This window comes from Polymorphobacter sp. PAMC 29334 (genome assembly GCF_019431245.1).
Lineage (GTDB): Bacteria > Pseudomonadota > Alphaproteobacteria > Sphingomonadales > Sphingomonadaceae > Polymorphobacter_B > Polymorphobacter_B megasporae.
The window spans coordinates 3,036,857-3,056,685 of the sequence record NZ_CP080243.1 but is presented as its reverse complement, the minus strand read 5'-3'; the positions used below and the strand labels follow the sequence as shown (position 1 = coordinate 3,056,685).

The window sequence follows — 19,829 nt, the reverse complement described above, 5'->3', positions numbered from 1 at the left end:
GATAGTAATCGAACGGTAATCGACGTCGGCTATGGTCTCAGCTTATCGATACGCTGGGGGGCGCAAAGATGTTTGAAGATCGGTCGATCAATCGCCGCTGGTTTCGTGGCAGCCGGTGGATGCTCGGTGCGCTCGCTGCACTGGTGATGTCGCCTGCCACGGCGCAGGATGACTTGCCCGCCAAGTTGGTCAGCGACTTGCACAGTGCATTCGGTGAGCATCAAGCGCGCGCGGTCCACGCCAAGGGCATCGTCCTGACGGGCAACTTCACCCCCGATGCTGGCGCGCGCAGCTTAAGCAAGGCCGCGATCTTCACCCGGCCGATCGCGGTGACCGTACGCTTTTCCGACTTTACCGGCATCCCCAACATCCCCGACGCCGACCCCAATGCCAGTCCGCGCGGCATGGCGATCAAGTTCGGGCCGGCCGACGACGCAACGATCGACATCGTCGCGCACGGCTTCAACGGCTTCCCGGTCAAGACCGCGGCCGAGTTCGGCGAGCTGTTCCACGCCGTCGGGACGAGCGGCCCCGGGGTCGCGAAGCCGACGCCGCTCGATCGCTTCCTCGGCACGCATCCGATCGCCGCGACGTTCCTGACGACGCAGAAGCCTGCTCCCGAAAGCTATGCGACCAACGCCTATTTCGGGGTCAACGCGTTCAGCTTCACCGACGCCAAGGGGCATGCGAACGCGGTTCGCTACCGCTTCGTCCCCGCCGCGGGCGAGCATTACCTCGACACCGCCGCGCTCAAGCAGCGCGCCCCCGGCTATCTCGCCACCGAGATCGCCAAGCGGGTCAAAGCCGGTCCGATCCGCTTCGACTGGTTCGCGCAGGTCGCCGCGCCCGGCGACAAGATCGACGATCCGTCGATCGCGTGGCCCGACGCACGACGGCTGATCAAGCTCGGGACGATCACCATCACCAAGCTGTCGACGGATCAGGCCAGGGATGACAAAAGGCTGATCTTCCTGCCTAACAATGTCCCCGCCGGGATCGCTCCCGCCGATCCGATGATCGCGGTACGGTCGGCGGCGTATCCGATCTCGTTCGGCGAGCGCCAATAAAGGCGTGACGTCGACGCGGGGATGACGCGTCCGTGCGCTTCGCCTACATCCCGGGCATGACCGATACGCTGACGATCGCCCTCCACCAGTCGAACGCGAGTGTCGGCGACCTGCGCGGCAATGCCGATGCGATGCTCGCGGCGCGGGCGGCGGCGGGCGGGGCGGACCTGCTCGTCACCCCCGAACTGTCGCTGATCGGCTACCCGCCCGAGGACCTCGTGCTCAAGCCCGCGGCGGTCGAGCGTTGCGCGGTCGAGCTCGACCGGCTTGCAGCGGCGACCGGGGATGGCGGCCCGGGGATGCTCGTCGGGCTGCCGTGGGTCGCGGATGGGCGGCTGTTCAACGCGATGGCGCTGCTCGACGGCGGCAAGGTCGTTGCCGTGACGCGCAAGCACGACCTGCCGAACTATGGCACCTTCGACGAGAAGCGCGTCTTCGCCAGCGCGCCGCTGCCGGGGCCGCTGGCGTTTCGCGGGGTCCGGCTCGGCGTGCCGATCTGCGAGGATATCTGGACCCCCGAAGTCACCGAATGCCTCGCCGAGACCGGGGCGGAGATGCTGATCGTCCCCAACGGTTCGCCGTTCGAGGTCGGCAAGGATGACCGGCGGCTGTCGCTCAGCGTGTCGCGCGTCGTCGAAACCGGGCTGCCGCTCGCCTATCTCAACCGCGTCGGCGGGCAGGACGAACTCGTGTTCGACGGCGCGAGCTTCATCCTCAACGCCGACCGCTCGACGGCGTGGCAGTTCCCCGACTGGGACGAGGCGCTGGTGACGACGCGGTGGACGCGCGGCGCGAGCGGCTGGGTCTGCGATCCGGGCGAGCGTGCGACGATCGACGACGATTTGCCCGGAATCTATTACGCGATGGTCGTCGGCCTGCGCGACTATGTGAACCGCAACCGCTTCCCCGGGGTCGTCCTCGGCCTGTCGGGCGGGATCGACAGCGCGTTGTCGGCGGCGGTCGCGGTCGATGCGCTCGGGGCCGACCGGGTGTGGTGCGTGATGCTGCCGTCGCGCTTCACCGTCGGCGACAGCCTCGACGACGCCGCCGAATGCGCGCGGCTGCTCGGCTGCCGCCTCGACACCGTGCCGATCCTGCCGGCGATGACGGCGTTTGACGACATGCTCAGCCCCCTGTTCGAAGGGCGCTCGCGCGACATCGCCGAGGAGAATATCCAGTCGCGCATCCGCGGGCTGAGCCTGATGGCGCTGTCGAACAAGTTCGGGCCGATGCTGCTGACGACGGGCAACAAGAGCGAGATGTCGACGGGTTACGCGACGATCTACGGCGACATGGCGGGCGGTTATTCGGTGCTCAAGGACGTCTACAAGACGACGGTGTTCAAGCTGTGCGAGTGGCGCAACGCGCACTTCCCGCGCCTCGGCCTCGGCCCCAAGGGTCCGGTCATGCCGCAGCGCGTGATCGACAAGCCGCCGACCGCCGAACTGCGCGAGAACCAGCGCGACGACGACAGCCTGCCGCCCTACGACATCCTCGACCGCATCCTGATCGGGCTGGTCGAGAACGAGCAGTCGGTCGCCGACCTTGCCGCGACCGGGCTCGATGCGGCGCTCGTGGCGAAGATCGAACGCCTGCTCTACGTCGCCGAATACAAGCGCCGCCAGGCCCCGCCGGGGGTGAAGATCGGGCGGCGCAATTTTGGGCGGGACCGGCGGTATCCGATCACGAATGCGTTCCGGACGAGCAGTTAGCGCTGGTCCGATCCCATTTTTCATCCTGTCGTCGCCGAGGCATGCTAGACTCCCGACGTGTTGACCCTCGCCACCCTCCGCCGGACCATAAATTTTACCACCCAGTTCGAGGGCGAGAGCGTCGATGGCCGTCCGGTCTACATCCGATGCAAGCACGGCGAGCTTCGGGTTCACGCGGGCGAAGCGGGCGGCACCGTCCTTCGGGCCTTGGACTTCGAACCGCTGGTCCATGTCGAATTCGAGGATGATCATCGGTCCGAACTCGACTGGATCGAGATCGAAGCTTTGACCGGCGTACGATATGAACGCGCGATCGGGGGTGCCGAAATCGCCGACGCATCGGTCGCGGACGTCGACGAGATCGCCGCGTTCATGCGCCGGGTCCGCGATACGGCAATGCCCTACCTCCCCAAGCTGCATGATGCCGAAGCCGACCGTGCTTTCATCAGCGGCCTCATCGGGTCATCGGTCGTCAGGGTGGCGCGCGCCGAGCGCGTCATCGGATTTTGCTCGCGGCGGCCCGGCTGGGTCGACCAGTTGTACATCGATGCGGATTGGCACGGCCGCGGGATCGGATCACGCTTGCTCGGCGAAGCGCTATTGGGTGCGGCTTTAGTCCAGCTCTGGACCTTCCAGCGCAACGAGGCGGCGCGCATTTTCTACTGTCGACGCGGCTTCGACGAAGTTGAGCGGTCCGATGGCGCTCGCAACGAGGAAGGCGAACCTGACATCCTGATGCGTTGGCGGCCGGGGTTACGCCCATGACCGTCACCCGTTTCGCCCCATCCCCGACCGGTAGTCTCCACGCCGGGAACATCCGCACTGCGCTGGTCAACTGGCTGTACGCGCGGCAGCAGGGGGGGCGGTTCGTGCTGCGGCTCGACGATACCGACCTCGCGCGGTCGTCGGAGGCATCGGCGCAGGGGATTCGCGATGATCTCGACTGGCTCGGGCTGACCCCCGATGCCGAGGTGCGCCAGTCGGACCGCTTCGCGCTTTACGAGGCGGCGCTCGCGCGGCTGGCGGCAGCCGGGCGGGCATACCGGGCGTACGACACGCCCGAGCAGCTCGACCTCAAGCGGCGGGTGCAGGCGTCGCGCGGGCTGCCGCCGGTGTACGATCGGACGGCGCTCGCGTTGACCGACGCCGACCACGCCGACTTCGCCGCGAAGGGGGTCGCACCGCACTGGCGCTTCCGGCTCGACACCGCCGCGCCGGCCGTCTGGGACGACCTCGTTCGCGGCGCGTGTCACATCGACCCGGCGTCGCTGTCCGATCCCGTCGTCCGCCGCGCCGACGGATCGTGGCTGTATATGCTGCCGTCGGTGGTCGACGACATCGATCTCGGCATCACGACGATCGTTCGCGGCGAGGACCACGTCACCAATTCGGGGGTCCAGCTTCAAATGTTCGCCGCGCTCGGGAGCCAGCCGCCCGCGCTTGCGCATTTGCCGCTGCTGACCGGAGCCGACGCGGCGCTGTCGAAGCGGTTGGGGTCTGCCGGGGTTGCCGAATGGCGCGACGCGGGGTTCGAGCCGGGGGCGGTGCGCGCATTTCTCGCCCGGCTCGGAACCAGCGCGGCGACCGAGCCTGCCGACGATGCGGCGTTGATCGCTGGCTTCGATTTCGCCGCGTTCGGGCGGTCGACGGTGCGCTTCGATCCCGCTGAACTCGCGGCGCTCAATGCGAAGACGATTCATGCACTGCACTTCGATGCGGTGGCCGACCGGCTGCCCGACGGCATGACCGCGGCGGCGTGGGACGCGGTGCGCGGCAATGTGGCGACGGTGGCGGACGCCGAGGGCTGGTGGCGCGTCATCACCGGGCCGGTCGATGGTGTCGCCGACCCCGCCGACTGCGACTTCATCGCCGCCGCGCACGATGCGCTGGCCGCGCTAGATTGGACCCCCGACATCTGGCCGCGCTGGACCGCCGCGCTCAAGGTGTCGTCGGGGCGCAAGGGCCGGGGGCTGTTCCACCCGCTGCGCGTCGCGCTGACCGGCCGCGACGCCGGTCCCGAGATGGCGGCTCTACTGCCCTTGATCGGCCGGGGCGCGGCGCTGGCGCGGCTGGCGGCGGCGGCGGCACCCGCTTATATCCGGTGTCAGGAGTAACCGCCGATGAAGTTGTTTTCGCCGTTGCCGCCCCCGCGACTGCTGCCGTCGAAGGCGTCCGAACCCCAGGCCCGGCCCGTGGCGCGGACTCCGCTCGAAATGGCCCGCCGGGCGTGGCGGCCGGATCCCGAATTCTCACCGCCGTCATCGCCGTCGCCGGGGTCGTTGGTCGAGCGGATGCGCAATATACCGAGATCCCGGCTGATCATCGGCGGTGTGGCGCTGCTGATCGTCGGCGCGATCATGGCGTTGTTCCTGCTCGAATCGCGTTGGGGCTATTCGGGCAAGGTCGTGCCGGTGGTGTTCGTCAAGAGCTGGCCCGCGACCCGCAGCGACGCCGACATCCAGCGCGAGCGCTCGGCCGAGGAAGCCGCCGCGCACGCCGATGCGGCCGCTTCGCGCGCGTATATCGCGACGCTGCAGGGGCCGGCGCGCGTCAAGGCGCAGAACCAGTACGACGCGTTCGTCTCGGCGCAGCCGAAGAACCTTCAGCCCGAGGGCTATGTCGCGCCGGTGCCGCCAGCGCCGCCCCCGTCTGCAGCCGCCCCCACCGCCGCCAAACCCAAGGCGTGATCGACGCCCGCGACGCGCGATGGCTGGGGGCGTCGCTCGCCCTCGCCGAGCGTGGTGTCGGACGGACCAGCCCCAACCCGAGCGTCGGCTGCGTCATCGTCGCCAACGGTCGCGTCGTCGGGCGTGGCTGGACCCAACCCGGCGGCCGACCCCATGCCGAGGCGGTGGCGCTCGCTGCTGCGGGTGACGCCGCGCGCGGAGCGACCGCCTACGTCACGCTCGAACCCTGCGCGCATATCTCCACGCGCGGCCCGGCGTGCAGCGACCTGTTGATCGCCGCCGGGGTCGCCCGCGTCGTCACCAGCGGCATCGATCCCGATCCGCGCACCGCCGGAGCCGGGGTCGCCCGTCTGCGCGCGGCGGGGATCGTCGTCGATGTCGCTGCCCCGGCGCTCGCTGCCGCCGCCGAGCGGGTCAACCCGGGCTTCTTCACGCGGCACCGGCATGGCCGCGCGCACATCACGCTCAAGCTTGCGGTCTCGCTCGACGGCTGCATCGCGCTTGCCGACGGGACGAGCCGCTGGATCACAGGCGCGGCGGCGCGGCGTCACGCGCATCTCGAACGCGCGCGCTGCGACCTCATTATTGTCGGGGGCGGGACTTTAACCGCCGACGATCCGGCGCTCGATGTCCGTCTCGACGGGCTCGAGGACCGCGCCCCGCAACGAGCGGTGCTGAGCGCGACACTCGAGGCGATCCCGGCGGAAGCGCGGATCGGCGACGCGCGCCTCCTTCGCGACCTGTCCGACCTTGATGCCGATCCGCGCATCCTGGCCGTGCTCGTCGAGGGCGGGGCAGGAGTGGCGACTTCGCTGCTCACCGCCGATCGCGTCGACCGGCTGCTGATCTATCGCGCGCCGATCATAATCGGCGGGCGGCGCGGAATCGGCGATCTTTGCCTGACCGACCTCGGCAGCGCGCACGGCCGGTGGCGGCTTGCCGCGGCACTGACGCTCGGCTTCGACCGGGTTGAGGAATACGACCGGGTCCGATAGGCAGGGTCCATGTTTACCGGCATCATCACCGACATCGGCACCGTTACCGCGGTCGAGCCGCGCGGCGACCTTCGCGTCCGCATCGCCACCGGCTACGATACCGCCGGCATTGCGCTCGGCGCGTCGATTTCGTGCTCGGGGGTGTGCCTGACCGTCGTCGACAAGGCCCCCGGCGAATTCGCCGTCGACGTCAGCGGCGAGACGCTCCGCCACAGCGCTGCGGCGCAATGGACGGCTGGGGCGCTGCTCAACCTCGAACGTGCGTTGAAGGTCGGCGATGAGCTCGGCGGCCACATCGTCACCGGTCATGTCGACGCGGTCGGGCGGGTCGCCGCGCTCGACCGCGAGGGCGGCTCGATCAAGCTGACGATCGAAGCGCCCGCGTCGGTCGCGCCGTTCATCGCGGCCAAAGGGTCGGTCGCGCTTAGCGGCGTGTCGCTGACGGTCAACGGCGTCGGTCCGGGAGCCGACGGCGGAATCCGTTTCGACCTGAATATCATCCCGCACACGGGTGAATGGACGACCTTCGGCGGGCTGGCTGTCGGCGACGAGGTCAACGTCGAGATCGATGTGCTCGCGCGTTATCTCGGCCGCATGCGCGACGTGTTGACATTGTGATGTGATCGGCGCTTGCATGTTTCACATTGAGGTGTGAAGCATGACAACGATCGATCGAATTCGGATGCTGGTCGGCGACAGTAATGAGAGCCGCTCGGGCCTTGCCCGCGCCGCTGGGCTCCACGCCAACTCGCTGCGCAATCTCGACGAGCCCGATTGGAACCCGACGAGCGACACGCTGCGCAAGCTCGAAACCTATCTCACCCGACGGAACTCGCCGCGCGCGCTTGTCGGCATCGAGGAGATCATCGACGAAGCGAAAAACGGCCGAATGTTCATCCTCGTCGACGACGAGGACCGCGAGAACGAGGGCGACCTGATCATCCCGGCGCAGATGGCGACCCCGGCGGCGGTCAACTTCATGGCGAAATACGGCCGCGGGCTGATCTGCCTCGCGCTCGCTGCCGACCGGGTCAAGTCGCTCGGCCTGCCGCTGATGGCGCGGCACAACGGCACTCGCCACGAGACCGCCTTCACCGTGTCGATCGAGGCGCGCGACGGCGTCACCACCGGGATCAGCGCCGCCGACCGTGCGCGGACCGTCGCGGTGGCGATCGACGCTTCGAAGGACGCGAGCCACATCGTCACCCCGGGCCACGTTTTCCCGCTCGTCGCGCGCGACGGCGGCGTGCTCGTCCGCGCTGGGCACACCGAGGCGGCGGTCGACGTCTCGCGGCTCGCCGGGCTCAACCCGTCGGGGGTGATCTGCGAGATCATGAACGACGACGGGACGATGGCGCGGTTGGATGATTTGCTCGGCTTTGCCGCGGAGCACGATCTCAAGATCGGCACGATCCGCGACTTGATCGCCTATCGGATGAAGCACGATAACCTCGTCGCCTGCCTCGCTGAAACCCCGCTCGACAGCCGCCACGGCGGGCGCTGGACCGCGAAGGCCTACGTCAACAAGGCCGAGGGGACTGAGCACATGGTCCTGCAGAAGGGCCATATCGACCCGGCCAAGCCGACGCTGGTGCGGATGCACACGATGTCGATGTTCACCGACCTGTTCGCCGAGGACGACAGCCGCTCGGGCCAGTTGCAGCGCGCGATGGACATCATCGGCGACGAGGGCGCGGGGATCGTCGTCATCATCCGCGACGGGCGGTCCGACGCGATCTCGACGCAGATGCTGGCGCGCGGGCATGGTGAGTCGGTCGCGCTCCGCGATTATGGCATCGGCGCGCAGATTCTCGTCGATCTTGGGGTGACCGACATGGTCCTGCTGACCAATTCGCACCGGACGATCGTTGGCCTGACCGGCTATGGCTTGACCGTCGTCGGCGAGCGGCCGATCCCCGGCGCAACGGATTAGCTGTCTTCCCCCGATGGGGAGGCGAAAGTAAAGAAAGCACAAGACATGCCGCACATCCTGATCGTCGAAGCACGCTTCTACGATGCGCTCGCCGATGCGCTGCTCGACGGCGCACGGGCAACGCTCGACGCCGCGGGGGCGACGCACGAGACCATCACGGTGCCGGGCGCGCTCGAAATCCCGGCGGCGATCGGGCTGGCGTCGGATGTGTTCGACGGTTTCGTCGCGCTCGGCACCGTCATCCGCGGCGAGACGTATCACTTCGAGGTCGTCGCGTCCGAGAGCGCGCGCGGGATCATGGCTCTAACCCTCGACGGCCTGGCGATTGGCAACGGCATCCTGACCGTCGAGAACGAGGCGCAGGCGTGGGCGCGCGCGCGGAAGTCAGAGAAGGACAAGGGCGGGGAGGCGGCGACGGCGGCGCTGGCGATGATAGCGCTGCGCGAGCGCTTCGCCGCCTAGGCGCCGCTTGCGGATCGTCCTCAAACGGACCAATGCGGCAGCATGAGTATCGCGATGCTCGCCGCGCTCGCGGCCCTTTCGACCAATGCCGCGCCGCCGATCCTGCCGACGATCCCGCCGGCAACGATCGACGAGACGCTTGAAATCACCGGTGACGCTGTCGCCGCCGAGCAATCGAAGACGCGGATGTTCATTCCCGTCGAGGTCAACGGCAAGGGGCCGTACCGCTTCCTCGTCGACTCGGGGGCCGACCGCTCGGTGATTGGATCGGGTCTCGCGGCGCAACTCGCGCTGCCTGCCGGGAACATCGTCAAGCTCCAGGGGATGGCCGGAGCCTCGCGCGTCGGCACGGTCCGGATCGAGACGATCAAGCTCGGCCAGAGCGTGATCGACAACATTGCCGCGCCGGCGCTGCCCGAACGCTATCTCGGCGCACAGGGCCTCGTCGGGATCGACGCGCTCGCCGACCAGCGGCTTATGCTCGATTTCGACAAGAAGACGATCACCGTCCAGGATTCGCGCAGGCCCGAGTTGGTCAGTGGCGGCGACGAGATCGTCGTCACCGCGCGCCGCCGCAACGGCCAGCTGATCCTCACCGCGGCGCGCGTCGGCAACATCCCGATCTACGCGGTGATCGATACCGGGTCCGAGATCACGATGGGTAATCTCGCGCTGGAGGCGCGCGTGTTCGGGACGCGGCGGCCGCCGGTGCCGGTGCCGGTGATCCTGACAAGCGTCACCGGCCAGACGCTTACCGCGAACCTCGCGACGGTCGCGAATATCCACCTCGGCGGCATCGACCTTGCTAACGTGCGGGTCGCCTTTGCCGATGCGCCGCCGTTCCGCCTGTTCGGGCTCGAGCATCAGCCGGCGCTGCTGCTCGGCACCGATGTGCTGGAGGCATTCCGCCGCGTCGCGCTCGACTTCCGCGCGCGGCGGGTCCGGTTTACGCTGCGCCGATGACACAGCAATCATTGACAACCCAGCCCCATTTTCTCTCGGTTCCCCAACGTGCCGAGGCGAGCCTGCGCCTCGGGCGCGGGGTGCAGCTGCGCGCACGGGTCGAGACGACTCCGGCGGGGCTGCTGGCGATCGGCGGCCTCGTCGCCGCGATCCTCCTCTCGACAGCGCGCATCGTCGAGGCGGCGCGGAGACCGCGACAGCTCCCGCGAGGGTGACATATCGGCCCTGCGCGGCTACATCGCCGCCATGGCACAGACGAAGATGAAGAAGGCGCGGGTCGGTAACGCCCGTTCGGCGGCGCGATTGGCGGCAGTGCAGGCGCTTTATCAGCGCGATATGACCGGCGGGACGGTGCCGGGCCTCCTGACCGAATTCCACAATTACCGGCTCGGTGCGACGATCGGCGACGAGCAGTATCGTCCTGCGGATGCGGCGTTCTTCGACGACCTCGTCGCCGGCGCGACCGTCCGCGGGAGCGAGATCGACGCGCTGATTTCAGCGAACCTCGCCGACGGCTGGGCGCTCGACCGCCTCGACAAGCCGATGCGCGGGCTGCTCCGTGCCGGGGTCTATGAGCTGATCGCGCGCATCGACGTTCCGGTGGCGACGATAATCGACGAATATATGGACGTCGCCCATGCCTTCTACGATCCGCGCGAGGCGAAGTTCGTCAACGGCTTGCTCGACGCGGTTGCGCGGTCGGTGCGGTCCTCCGCGACGACGGGTGCGTGAGCGCGACCTGATTGCGCGGCTGCTCGCGCCGCTGGCGACGAGCAGTACGGCGCGCGGTCTCACCGACGACGCGGCGGTATTCAGTCCGCCGATCGGGCGCGACCTCGTCTTCACCCACGATGTTCTGGCGAGCGGGGTCCACTATCTTCCCGGCGACAATCCCAGCGACGTCGCGTGGAAGCTGCTCGCAGTAAATCTGTCCGACCTCGCGGCGATGGGCGCGCGCCCGGCGGGGGTGCTGCTCGGCCTCGGGTTGAGCGCGGCAGAGGACGAGGCGTGGGTCACTGGATTCGCCGCCGGGCTGAAGCGGGCGATGGACCGCTGGGGCGTTGCCTTGTGGGGCGGCGACACGGTGTCGGGGCTCGCGGCGGCAGTGCTCGGGTTGACCGCCATCGGGCAAGTCGAGCCGGGGCAGGCTTTGGCGCGCAGCGGTGCTAATCCGGGCGATACCTTGTGGGTTAGCGGGACGATCGGCGACGCCGGGCTCGGGCTAGCGATCGCCACGGGCGAGGCGGCTCCCGATAAGTTTCTGCTCGACCGCTATCGCCGCCCCGAACCGAGGCTGGCGTTAGGCCAATTGCTGGTCGGGCAAGCGACGGCGGCGATGGATGTGTCCGATGGCTTGCTCATCGATTCCGAACGCCTTGCGTTGGCCAGCGGCGTCGCGATCACTATCGACCTCGCGCTAATGCCGGTTTCTTCCGCCGCCGCCGCACGCACAGCCCGCGACGATGCCGGGCTAGCGGGGCTGGCGAGCGCGGGAGACGATTACGAGCTGCTGTTCACCCTGCCGCCGAGCTTGACGATGCCCGGTGCGACGCTCGTCGGGTCGGTCGGCAAAGGGGAGGGGCTGATCGTGCTCGGCCTCGACGGACAGCCGTTTGCGCCGTCGAAGCTAGGCTACGAACACTAAGCTACTTCGGCCCGTCGCGTCCGGTCGAGGTACCGCCTGCCGAGTCCGTCGGGGTGTTGGCGCTGCCGAACGCGCCGACGCCACCGAAGATATCCTCGAAGATGCCGGTGTTGCGCCCGAGCGTCGGGGTCTTCTCGCGGAGCGGGCGGACATTGACGACTTCCTCGAGCCCGCGGCGCTCGATCTTGGTGACGTTGCCGCGTGGGTCGAAGCTGATCTTGATGATGCCCTGCGACTGCGCCTTGGGGTACAGGAACGCGATCTGGCGGGTGTTGCGCGAGATGTAATACCATTCGTCCGCGTCGAACTGTGCCGCGAAGGTCGGACGCCCGAGCGTCTTCTGCACCGAATCCTTATTGTCGACGCCCGGCTGGACCGACGTCACCAGCGCCTCGTCGACGATATAGCCTTGGTTCTGCTTGATCGTCGAACAGCCCGAAATCACCAGCAACGCCGCGGCGATCGTGGCCGCAATCGGAAACGTGAAACGCATCGTTGAACTCCCGTGACGCCGCGGCACGTTGCGCCCGGCGTCGATCGCCTCAATATGCCGAAAGCCGCTATCCCGACAAGGCTTCGCCACAGATGACGTTTTTCGACCGCCTGTTTCGCTCTGCCCGCTCCGCTCCGCCGGGCGACGCGCTGTATCGCGCGATCGTCGCCGAGGCGCGAACCCCCGACTGGTATCTGGCCGGAGCTGTGCCCGATACGGTCGACGGGCGCTTCGATGCGGTCGCACTTGGTCTGGCGTTGGTCCTGCTGCGGCTGGAGCGAGAGGGGGAGGGGCAACGGCAGTTTTCGGCCGACCTGACCGAGCGCTTCATCGCCGATATGGACGGGTCGCTGCGTGAGCTCGGCATCGGCGATCCGACCGTCGGCAAGCAGGTCGGCAAGATGGTGTCGGCGCTCGGCGGCCGGCTCGGAGCGTATCGCGATGCGCTCGCAGGCGGCGAAGCGCTTGAAATTGCACTCGCACGCAACCTTTATCGCGGTGCCCAGGTCGATCCGGCGGCGGTCGACTGGGCGGGTCGACGGGTGCGGGCGCTGGCGGCGCGGATCGATGCGGTGCCGCTCGACGCGCTCGTCGGGGGCCGCCTGTGACCCCCGAATTCTCCCGGATCATCCGGGCGCACGACGTCGGCACAAGCCCGCGCGGCGAGGCGATTGAGGCGAAGCCGCTCGAGCGCATCGCGCTCGCCACCCGCTTCGACCTGCTGACGCTCGACCGGCTGACCGCCGACCTGACGATCGTCCGCGACGCCGGCGGCATCCGCGTCACCGGCAGATTCGATGCGGCGGGCGAACAGGCGTGCGTCGTCTCGGCCGAGCCGGTCGCCTTCACGCTCGCCGAGCTGGTCGACCTCCGCTTCAGCGACGACGTCCCCGAAGGCGACGAGATCGAATTGGGCGACTCCGACCTCGACGTCGTCCCGCTCGACGGTGATCACCTCGATCTGGGCGAAGCAATCGCCCAGTCGCTTGGTCTCGCGCTCGATCCGTATCCGCGCGCGCCCGCCGAGATCCGCGCCGCTGCCGAGCGCCTGCTGACGACCGAGGCCGAGGCCGTGGCGATCGCGGCGGCGGACAAGGCGCGCGCCAACCCGTTTGCCATGTTGCGTCCGCCCAAGTAATCGTCGGGGATGGAATTCTTCGCCGACGTCTTCACCGCCGGCGGGCTTGCCGCACTTGGCCAGGTCATCATGATCGACCTGATGCTGGCGGGCGACAATGTCGTGATCCTCGGCACGCTCGCAGCGGGGCTTCCCGCCGCCGAACGCAAGCGCGTCCTCACGCTCGGCGTCGGCATCGCGCTCGTCTGCCTCGTCGGGTTCGCCTTTCTTGCGGTGCGGCTGCTCGACGTCGTCGGGTTGCGGCTGGCGGGCGGACTGCTGTTGCTCTGGGTCGGGTGGAAGCTGTTTCGCGAACTTCGCGGCGAGCGGGCTCCCGCCGCCGAGACCGGAGCCGCGGAGACCGGCGCCGTCGCGGTCAAGCCCGCGAAAAGCTTTGCCCGCGCCGCAATCCAGGTTGCGATCGCCGACCTGTCGATGAGCCTCGACAATGTCCTCGCGGTCGCAGGTGCGGCGCGCAATCATCCCGCAGTGCTGTTCTTCGGCCTTGCCCTGTCGGTGACGCTGATGGCGGTTGCAGCGAACTACATTGCGCGCATCATCGAGCGTCATCACTGGATCGCCTATGCCGGGCTCGCGGTGATTGTTTATGTCGCGGGCTCGATGATCGTCGACGGCGGCCGTCAAATGATGCCGCTGATTGGCTAAGAGGCAAAAATCGGCACTTACTATGGTTATTGTAACGCTACCGTAACGTCATTGTTCGACTTTTCGTTTCTGTCGCGAATCAGGCGTTTCGGCAGTCGGGACGCACAATTTAATTGACGAAACACTTGCGACCATCTTACACGGCAGCCGCGCTGATATTGCGCGGGGCAATCGTGTTAGGATAGATCGTGCGGACGTTTCTCGCATTCGCCGCTGCCGGCCTGATGGGCTTTGGCGCGGTTTCCGTTCACGCGCAGGATGTCGAAGGACTGGCCAAGAGCCTCGCCGCAAAGCCGAAGCCCGAAGAGCCGACTTGCCCGAAAAAGCTTCCCGACGGCTCGTGCCCCGATACGGTCGAGACTCGCCAGATGCGCCTGCCGGGCGCAGCCTCGGCCGGCACCGCGATGTCGAACGCCGCGAGCAGCATGTCACGCGCGATCCGCGCCGATATCAGCATGACCTTCGTCAAGGGCTCGGCCGATCTCACCGCCGCCGCCAAGGCGACGCTCGATCGTTTCGCCAAGAGCCTTGTTGCCGTCGGCAGCTACCGCCCGTTCACCGTCGAAGGCCACACCGACAGCTCGGGCCCGCACGACGTCAACATGGCGCTCAGCCAGGCGCGCGCGCAATCGGTCGTCAACTATCTGTCGAGCAATGGCGTCGACAAAGGCCGCATGACCGCGAAGGGCTTTGGCTCCGACAAGACGCTCAAGGGCCATTCGCCCGAAGACGCCGCCAATCGCCGAGTCGAAGTTAGCGCTTAGTATTTCGGGGTTCGTATTTTCGAGCTTGGCAGTCCGGGCCTTGTAAACCGGGCCTTTTAACTCTGATCGCTACTGCGACGCCAGAATCGCGGGATCGAACATCATAACTGTGTAGGATCTAGTCAGCCGTCGGATGCGGCCAGACGGGGGAATTTGCGAATGTTGGGGGGCGTGCAGCGTCACGGGCGAGGCCCGGTGTCGGCCATCGTGGCCGGTGCGATGCTCGTGGCTCCCTTCGTCACCGCTCTGCCGCTATCCGCCCAGATCATCGGCTCGGGCGGAGCGATGCCAGCCCCCGGACTGATCAACGGCGGGCTGCCGACCTCGCAGGAAGTCCGTCGCCAACCCGAAACGCCGCCCCCCGCTGCCGCGGCGGTCACCGTCCGCGCCCGGGGCGCGGTCGCCGCCGGGCCGTGCCCCGCTGCGATTGCGACGTCGGCGCTGTCGGCCCCGCTGGTCGCGATCGATTTTACCGGACCGGGTAGCGCTGAGCTCGACCCTCGAGTCCGTGCCGCGCTCGGCGGGGTCGGCAGCGGGCTCGACGGTAGCCCGCGACCGATCCGGGCGATCTGCGATATTCGCGATGCGGCAAACGCCGCGCTTGCCCGCGCGCACTTTGTCGCGACGGTCCGCGTTCCCGAACAGACGATCGCCGGGCACCTCCACCTTGAGGTCATCACTGCAAAGATCGTTGCCCTGCGCGTGCGCGGCGATCCGGGCCGTTCGGCGAAGCGGATCGCGGCGCTGCTCGAGCGGCTGCAAAAGCTCGATCCGCTCAACGAGATCGATGCCGAACGCATCCTGCTCCTCGCCGGTGACATCCCCGGCGTCGCGGTCACCCTCGAACTGCGGCCCGCGCCGTCGGGCAAACTCGGCGAGGTCGTCGGCGAGGTCGCGGTCGAACGCACGCGCGGGGCGCTGTTCTTCAATGCGCAGAACTATGGGTCGACGCAGATCGGGCGCTATTCGGGGCTGGTTCGCGGCGAGCTTTACGGGCTGACCGGGCTGGCCGACCGGACCTTCCTCGGCGTCTTCACCACCGGCGATTTCAAGGAGCAGCAGGTCGTTCAGGTCGGGCACGACTTCGAGCCGTTCGCCAAGTCGCCGCTGCGGATCGGCGGCCAGTTCACCTATGCGTGGACCAAGCCGACGCTGGCGAGCTCGGGGGTCGGTCTCAACCTCGAATCGCGATCGTTGCTCGGCACGCTGTCGGGATCGTATCCGCTGATCCGTCGCGCCAATCGTAATCTCCGCGTCGATGGCGGCTTCGACTTCATCGAACAGCGGACCCGGTCAAACGGCAGCCCGATCAACACCGATAAATTGCGCGAGCTGTACCTTCAGGCCAATGGCGACGCCGTGGCGCGGTCGACCGGCGGCCTCGCTCCGCTCTGGCGCATCGCGGGCGGCGTCGAGGTTCGCAAGGACATCAACGTCTTCGGCGCAACCCGGCTCGGTCAGACATCGGGCGGCGCGATCCCGACGCGTTTCGAAGGTGATCCGCAGGCATTCATCGCCCGCGCCAATGCGGTGATCGAGGGCCGGATCCGCTTCGGCCTGCAGTCGCCATTCGCTGCGACGGTGTCGGTCGATGCGCGCGGCCAATACGCCGACCACCCATTGCTCGCGTTCGACGAGCTTGCGGTCGGTAACCTGACAATCGGGCGCGGCTATGATCCCGGCGCGACTTCGGGCGACCGGGCTTACGGGGCGGCGACCGAATTCCGCATCGGCAAGCCGCAGCCGCTGTCGCGCAACGATCTCGCGTACGAGGCGGTCGGCTTCTACGACGTCATCCACATCCGCAACCTCGATTCGAACCAGTTCGAGGCGAACCGCACGCTCCACAGCGTTGGAGGCGGAGTCCGCGCGACCTGGGGCAGTCACGGACGGGTCGACGTGCTGTACGCCAAGCCGCTCGACAAGGGGCTGGCGATCGACACGGTCAAGCCGCCCGCGCGCGTGCTTGTGTCGCTGACCATCCGCGCGCTCCCATGGCGTTGAGGAGCTAGGATCGTGACCAGCCTGCGCAGCCGCCTGTTCCATGGGACCGCCGTCGCCGCGCTGGCGTTGCTGCCGAAGGCGGCGCAGGCTGCGGGCGCGTTGCCGAACAACGGGACGATCGCGAGCGGTAATGTAGCGGCGGCGATCGGGAGCGCGAACACCTCGACACTGACCACCGCCGGCGGTGGTGCGGGGGCGACGATCGTCCTCGGCGGCACGATCGGGACCGCCGACACGCTAGGGCTGACCGTCGGCACCGGCACTGCAGGCCAGAGCGCAGTCGTCAACTGGGGCAACTTCGATATCGGCGCAGGCAACGCCGTGACCTTCAAGGGCGCCGGCGACGCCGCCTTCTCCGTGCTCAATCGCGTCACCGGCACTCTCAGTCCGTCGACGATCGCGGGGACGCTGCAGGGCAATTCTTCCGCCGTTGCAGGGAGCAGGGGAACGATTTTCGTCGTCAACGAGGGCGGCATCTCGTTTGCCAATTCGGCGACCGTGACCAACCTGACCGGCTTCGTCGCCAGTTCGCTCGGCGTCACCGACACCGACTTCGCCAATTTTGCCAGCGGGGCGACGCGCTTTACAGGCACCGGTGCCAATGCGGTGTCGGTCGATGCCGACGCCGGCTCGGTCAAGGCAACGATTGCGCCCGACAGCGTGTTACTTCTCGTCGCCCCCAAGCTCGACATTCAGGGTGGCGTGCTGTCGGCGGCGGGCGGCGACGCGGCACTCGTTCTCGCCAGCGATGCGACCGTTGCGCTCAATTCGACGAGTATCATTTCGATCAAGATCGACGCGGGCACCTCGGTCGCAACCGCACAGACGCTGGCTGGCACCATCAAGGGTCAGCGCGTCCTCGTCGCTGCCGCGACCTCGGCGGACCTAATCGGGACACTGCTCAACGTTACCGGTGACCTGACCGCGACGACCGCAACTGCGACCGACAAGGGGATCGTCATCGCCATCGGCCGCGATGCGCCGATCGACGGCGGCGGCAACGCGATCACCTTCAGCGGGCCTGCGCAGTTCGGCGGCGACCTCGCGGTGACCGGGACGCTGACGAGCAGCGGGCGGATCGACACCGCGATCAAGGGCGCGACGAGCATTGCCCTTGTCGCGGCGACCGGCGGCGCGAGCTTTGCTACCGGCGGCGCGCTCAATTTCATGGGCAATGTCTCGGTTGGTGGCGACCTGACCGGAGCGGGAACGAGCATCGTCCTCGGCGTCGACGGCGCGGCGCATAATTTCACCTCGACCGCTGGGGCGCTCGGGCTGATCGCCAGCGGCGGCACGATCACAACACTCGGCGACTTCACCATCTCGGGCAGCAGCGCGGTGACGCTCGAATCGGCGGCGGGAGTCGCGGCGAACGTCAGCCAGGACGGCTCGCTGGCGATCGGCGGGTCGAGCATCTTCGCCGGGAATATCGCGAGCAACCCGGCCGGCACGCTTGCCGGGACCGGCGATGTCGTCCTCACCGCCAGCAGCGCGATCACCGCAGGAACCGTCGCTGCACAGGGCGCGGTCACGGCATCTGCCGCCGCCGGGGCGGTGACGCTCGCCGGGGCGACCTCGGGCAGCGCCGGTTCGGCAGGGCGTGCCGTCACTGTCTCTGCGACGGGGCTTACGACGGTGTCGGGCGCGGTGACGTCGACCGGGAATTATACCGTCAAGGGCGGTGCTGTTTCGCTCGGCGGCGCGCAATCCGCCGCGGGCGATGTTCTGATCAAATCGACGACCGGCGACATCAGCACGACCGGAGTCCTGACCGCCGACAGCGGCGGCGCGGGCGACCGCAAGCTTGTCCTCGACAGCGCCGCGGCGATCAGTGGTGGCGGAAGTCTTGCCGGCGGCACCGCGCGCCAGTCGGACATCCTCATCGCGGCGGCGGGCGACATCACGCTCGGAAACGTCGCCGCGCGATCGCTGGCAGGTACGGCGACCATCGCAAATCCCGCAGCGGCGACCGATTACAGCGCGACGACCGACGACACGCTCGCGACTGCCAACGCCATCTTGTTCGGCTCCGTCACGACGACACACGACAACTCCATCGGCTCGACCGGCACCACGCCCGGCCACCGCGACGTCACCATCGGCGGCGACACGAGCACGCTCGGCGCGCTCAACATCGGGGCGTCGAACGGCGACGTGACGCTGACGGGACCAATTTCGGCGAAGACGTTCGCAATGCTCCACGCCGATCTCGGCACGCTATCGGTCGGCGACGTCAGCGCGTTCGGCGGCAATGCGACGCTGACCGGCAAGACCGCGATTGCCGGATCGAACGGGACGCGTGTGATCGCCGCATCGGGCGGTGTCGCGCTGAAGTCGGACGGCGTCATTGCGGTCGACGCGGTCCGCGCGGGCACGACGATCACCGTTGGCGGTTCGAGCGGAGCCAACGCCGCGTCGCTGACCGGCGACAGCCTGCGCAGCGGTGGCGCGGTCACGGTCAACACCGGCGGTGCGATCACTTTGGCGGGGCTGAACGCCACGTCGGCCAAATCGACCGGTGCGGCGCTCGACCCGACACTCGCCACGTTCACCGGCGGGGCGGTCGCTGCGGCCGACGTCACCCTGACGGGCGGCGGCGCGGTCACGGTCAACGATGTCGCCTCGACCGCCAACATCACCGGCACCGGCACGACCTTCACCCTCGGCACCGCGAGCGCGACGCATTCGCTTGGCGCCGCCGGTGCGGTGACGCTGACCGCAAGCGATACCGGCGCTGCGGCGATCACCGCGCTCGGCAATTATACGATTTCCGGCGGAGGCGCGGTCGCGCTCCAGCGCTCGGCTGGGGTCGGGGCGAACGTCACCCACGACGACACGCTGACGATCACTGGCGCGAACATCCTCGTCGGCGACATCGCGCTCGCCACGACGCTGCCGCCGCTGGTCGGGACGGGCAACGTCGCCATCAGCGCGAACGATGATGTCACCGCCGGCGTCGTTACCGCGCGCAACGCGGTCAGCGTGAGCTCCGCGAACGGAGCGGTCCTCCTCGGCGGCGCGACTTCGGGGGGCACGGGAGCGGTCACGGTCACCGCGACAACAAGCTCGGCCAACGTGACCGGCGCGGTGTCGTCGGCGGGCGACTATACGGTAAAAGCGCAAAGCGTGACGTTGGCACCCGGTGGCGCGACCCAGTCGGCGGTGGGAAATATTCTCGCCCAGGCGGACGCTAACATCTTCGCTAGCGGGACGCTCGTCGCGGACAGCGCGGGTTCGGGCGGCAAGCGTCTCGTCCTCGATGCGCCGGGCACCCTGTTCACTACGGGCGGTCCGCTCACCCTGATCGCGGGCGCTGGCGCA

At 68.1% G+C, this 19,829-nt stretch carries 19 protein-coding genes; 18 read left to right on the top strand and 1 reads right to left on the bottom strand.

The window, feature by feature from the left end; all coding sequences use genetic code 11:
* The first annotated feature begins 68 nt into the window (after window positions 1-68).
* Genes KZX46_RS18130 through thiL form a run of 13 tightly spaced genes read left to right on the top strand, consistent with a single transcriptional unit; the run spans window position 69 to window position 11,464 of the window.
* Entirely contained in the window at window positions 69-1,067 is a 999-nt protein-coding gene (locus KZX46_RS18130; protein WP_226896039.1) for a catalase family peroxidase, read from the top strand.
* Between the two features lie 56 nt (window positions 1,068-1,123).
* Complete coding sequence (locus tag KZX46_RS18125; protein WP_219777082.1) at window positions 1,124-2,779, top strand: NAD+ synthase; 1,656 nt, start codon at window positions 1,124-1,126, stop codon at window positions 2,777-2,779.
* A 57-nt stretch (window positions 2,780-2,836) separates the two neighbouring features.
* Window positions 2,837-3,544, top strand: coding sequence for a GNAT family N-acetyltransferase (locus KZX46_RS18120; protein WP_219775146.1), 708 nt, complete (start codon window positions 2,837-2,839; stop codon window positions 3,542-3,544).
* Window positions 3,541-4,893 carry a glutamate--tRNA ligase gene (locus KZX46_RS18115; RefSeq protein WP_219775145.1) on the top strand — a complete coding sequence of 451 codons (1,353 nt, stop codon included), beginning with the start codon at window positions 3,541-3,543 and terminating at the stop codon, window positions 4,891-4,893. The genes KZX46_RS18120 and KZX46_RS18115 overlap by 4 nt, the downstream gene beginning before the upstream one ends.
* Before the next feature lie 6 nt (window positions 4,894-4,899).
* Entirely contained in the window at window positions 4,900-5,466 is a 567-nt protein-coding gene (locus tag KZX46_RS18110) for a hypothetical protein (protein WP_219775144.1), read from the top strand.
* Complete coding sequence (gene ribD, locus KZX46_RS18105) at window positions 5,466-6,461, top strand: bifunctional diaminohydroxyphosphoribosylaminopyrimidine deaminase/5-amino-6-(5-phosphoribosylamino)uracil reductase RibD (protein ID WP_219777081.1); 996 nt, start codon at window positions 5,466-5,468, stop codon at window positions 6,459-6,461. The genes KZX46_RS18110 and ribD overlap by 1 nt, the downstream gene beginning before the upstream one ends.
* Before the next feature lie 9 nt (window positions 6,462-6,470).
* Window positions 6,471-7,079, top strand: a complete 609-nt coding sequence (locus KZX46_RS18100; RefSeq protein WP_219775143.1) for a riboflavin synthase — start codon at window positions 6,471-6,473, stop codon at window positions 7,077-7,079.
* Window positions 7,080-7,119: 40 nt separating this feature from the next.
* Window positions 7,120-8,394 (top strand): 3,4-dihydroxy-2-butanone-4-phosphate synthase, encoded by a 1,275-nt coding sequence (ribB, locus tag KZX46_RS18095; RefSeq protein ID WP_219775142.1) that lies wholly within the window; start codon window positions 7,120-7,122, stop codon window positions 8,392-8,394.
* A 45-nt stretch (window positions 8,395-8,439) separates the two neighbouring features.
* Complete coding sequence (gene ribH, locus KZX46_RS18090; protein WP_216709902.1) at window positions 8,440-8,856, top strand: 6,7-dimethyl-8-ribityllumazine synthase; 417 nt, start codon at window positions 8,440-8,442, stop codon at window positions 8,854-8,856.
* 42 nt (window positions 8,857-8,898) lie between these two features.
* Window positions 8,899-9,819, top strand: a complete 921-nt coding sequence (locus tag KZX46_RS18085) for an aspartyl protease family protein (protein WP_219775141.1) — start codon at window positions 8,899-8,901, stop codon at window positions 9,817-9,819.
* 11 nt (window positions 9,820-9,830) lie between these two features.
* Window positions 9,831-10,034, top strand: a complete 204-nt coding sequence (locus tag KZX46_RS18080) for a hypothetical protein (RefSeq protein WP_226896038.1) — start codon at window positions 9,831-9,833, stop codon at window positions 10,032-10,034.
* Window positions 10,035-10,065: 31 nt separating this feature from the next.
* On the top strand, window positions 10,066-10,551 hold the full coding sequence (gene nusB / locus KZX46_RS18075; protein ID WP_219775139.1) for a transcription antitermination factor NusB: 486 nt from the start codon (window positions 10,066-10,068) through the stop codon (window positions 10,549-10,551).
* Window positions 10,544-11,464 (top strand): thiamine-phosphate kinase, encoded by a 921-nt coding sequence (thiL, locus tag KZX46_RS18070; protein WP_219775138.1) that lies wholly within the window; start codon window positions 10,544-10,546, stop codon window positions 11,462-11,464. The genes nusB and thiL overlap by 8 nt, the downstream gene beginning before the upstream one ends.
* A gap of 1 nt (window position 11,465) precedes the next feature.
* On the opposite strand, the gene KZX46_RS18065 is transcribed toward thiL, so the two are convergent.
* Window positions 11,466-11,957, bottom strand: a complete 492-nt coding sequence (locus KZX46_RS18065; RefSeq protein WP_219775137.1) for an outer membrane protein assembly factor BamE — start codon at window positions 11,955-11,957, stop codon at window positions 11,466-11,468.
* A 92-nt stretch (window positions 11,958-12,049) separates the two neighbouring features.
* On the opposite strand from KZX46_RS18065, the gene KZX46_RS18060 reads away from it, so the two are divergent.
* The 5 genes from KZX46_RS18060 to KZX46_RS18040 all read left to right on the top strand — a co-directional run bounded on the left by KZX46_RS18060 (window position 12,050) and on the right by KZX46_RS18040 (window position 16,508).
* The gene (locus KZX46_RS18060; protein WP_219775136.1) at window positions 12,050-12,565 is read left to right on the top strand and encodes a ubiquinol-cytochrome C chaperone family protein; all 516 of its coding nucleotides are present in this window, start codon (window positions 12,050-12,052) and stop codon (window positions 12,563-12,565) included.
* The gene (locus KZX46_RS18055) at window positions 12,562-13,095 is read left to right on the top strand and encodes a DUF177 domain-containing protein (protein ID WP_219775135.1); all 534 of its coding nucleotides are present in this window, start codon (window positions 12,562-12,564) and stop codon (window positions 13,093-13,095) included. Before KZX46_RS18060 ends, KZX46_RS18055 begins: the two co-directional genes overlap by 4 nt.
* 9 nt (window positions 13,096-13,104) lie before the next feature.
* Window positions 13,105-13,740: a YjbE family putative metal transport protein gene (locus tag KZX46_RS18050; RefSeq protein ID WP_219775134.1), complete on the top strand. Its 636-nt coding sequence runs from the start codon at window positions 13,105-13,107 to the stop codon at window positions 13,738-13,740.
* A gap of 188 nt (window positions 13,741-13,928) precedes the next feature.
* Window positions 13,929-14,504, top strand: a complete 576-nt coding sequence (locus KZX46_RS18045; RefSeq protein WP_219775133.1) for an OmpA family protein — start codon at window positions 13,929-13,931, stop codon at window positions 14,502-14,504.
* A 195-nt stretch (window positions 14,505-14,699) separates the two neighbouring features.
* Window positions 14,700-16,508 carry a ShlB/FhaC/HecB family hemolysin secretion/activation protein gene (locus KZX46_RS18040; RefSeq protein ID WP_219775132.1) on the top strand — a complete coding sequence of 603 codons (1,809 nt, stop codon included), beginning with the start codon at window positions 14,700-14,702 and terminating at the stop codon, window positions 16,506-16,508.
* Window positions 16,509-19,829 lie beyond the last annotated feature (3,321 nt).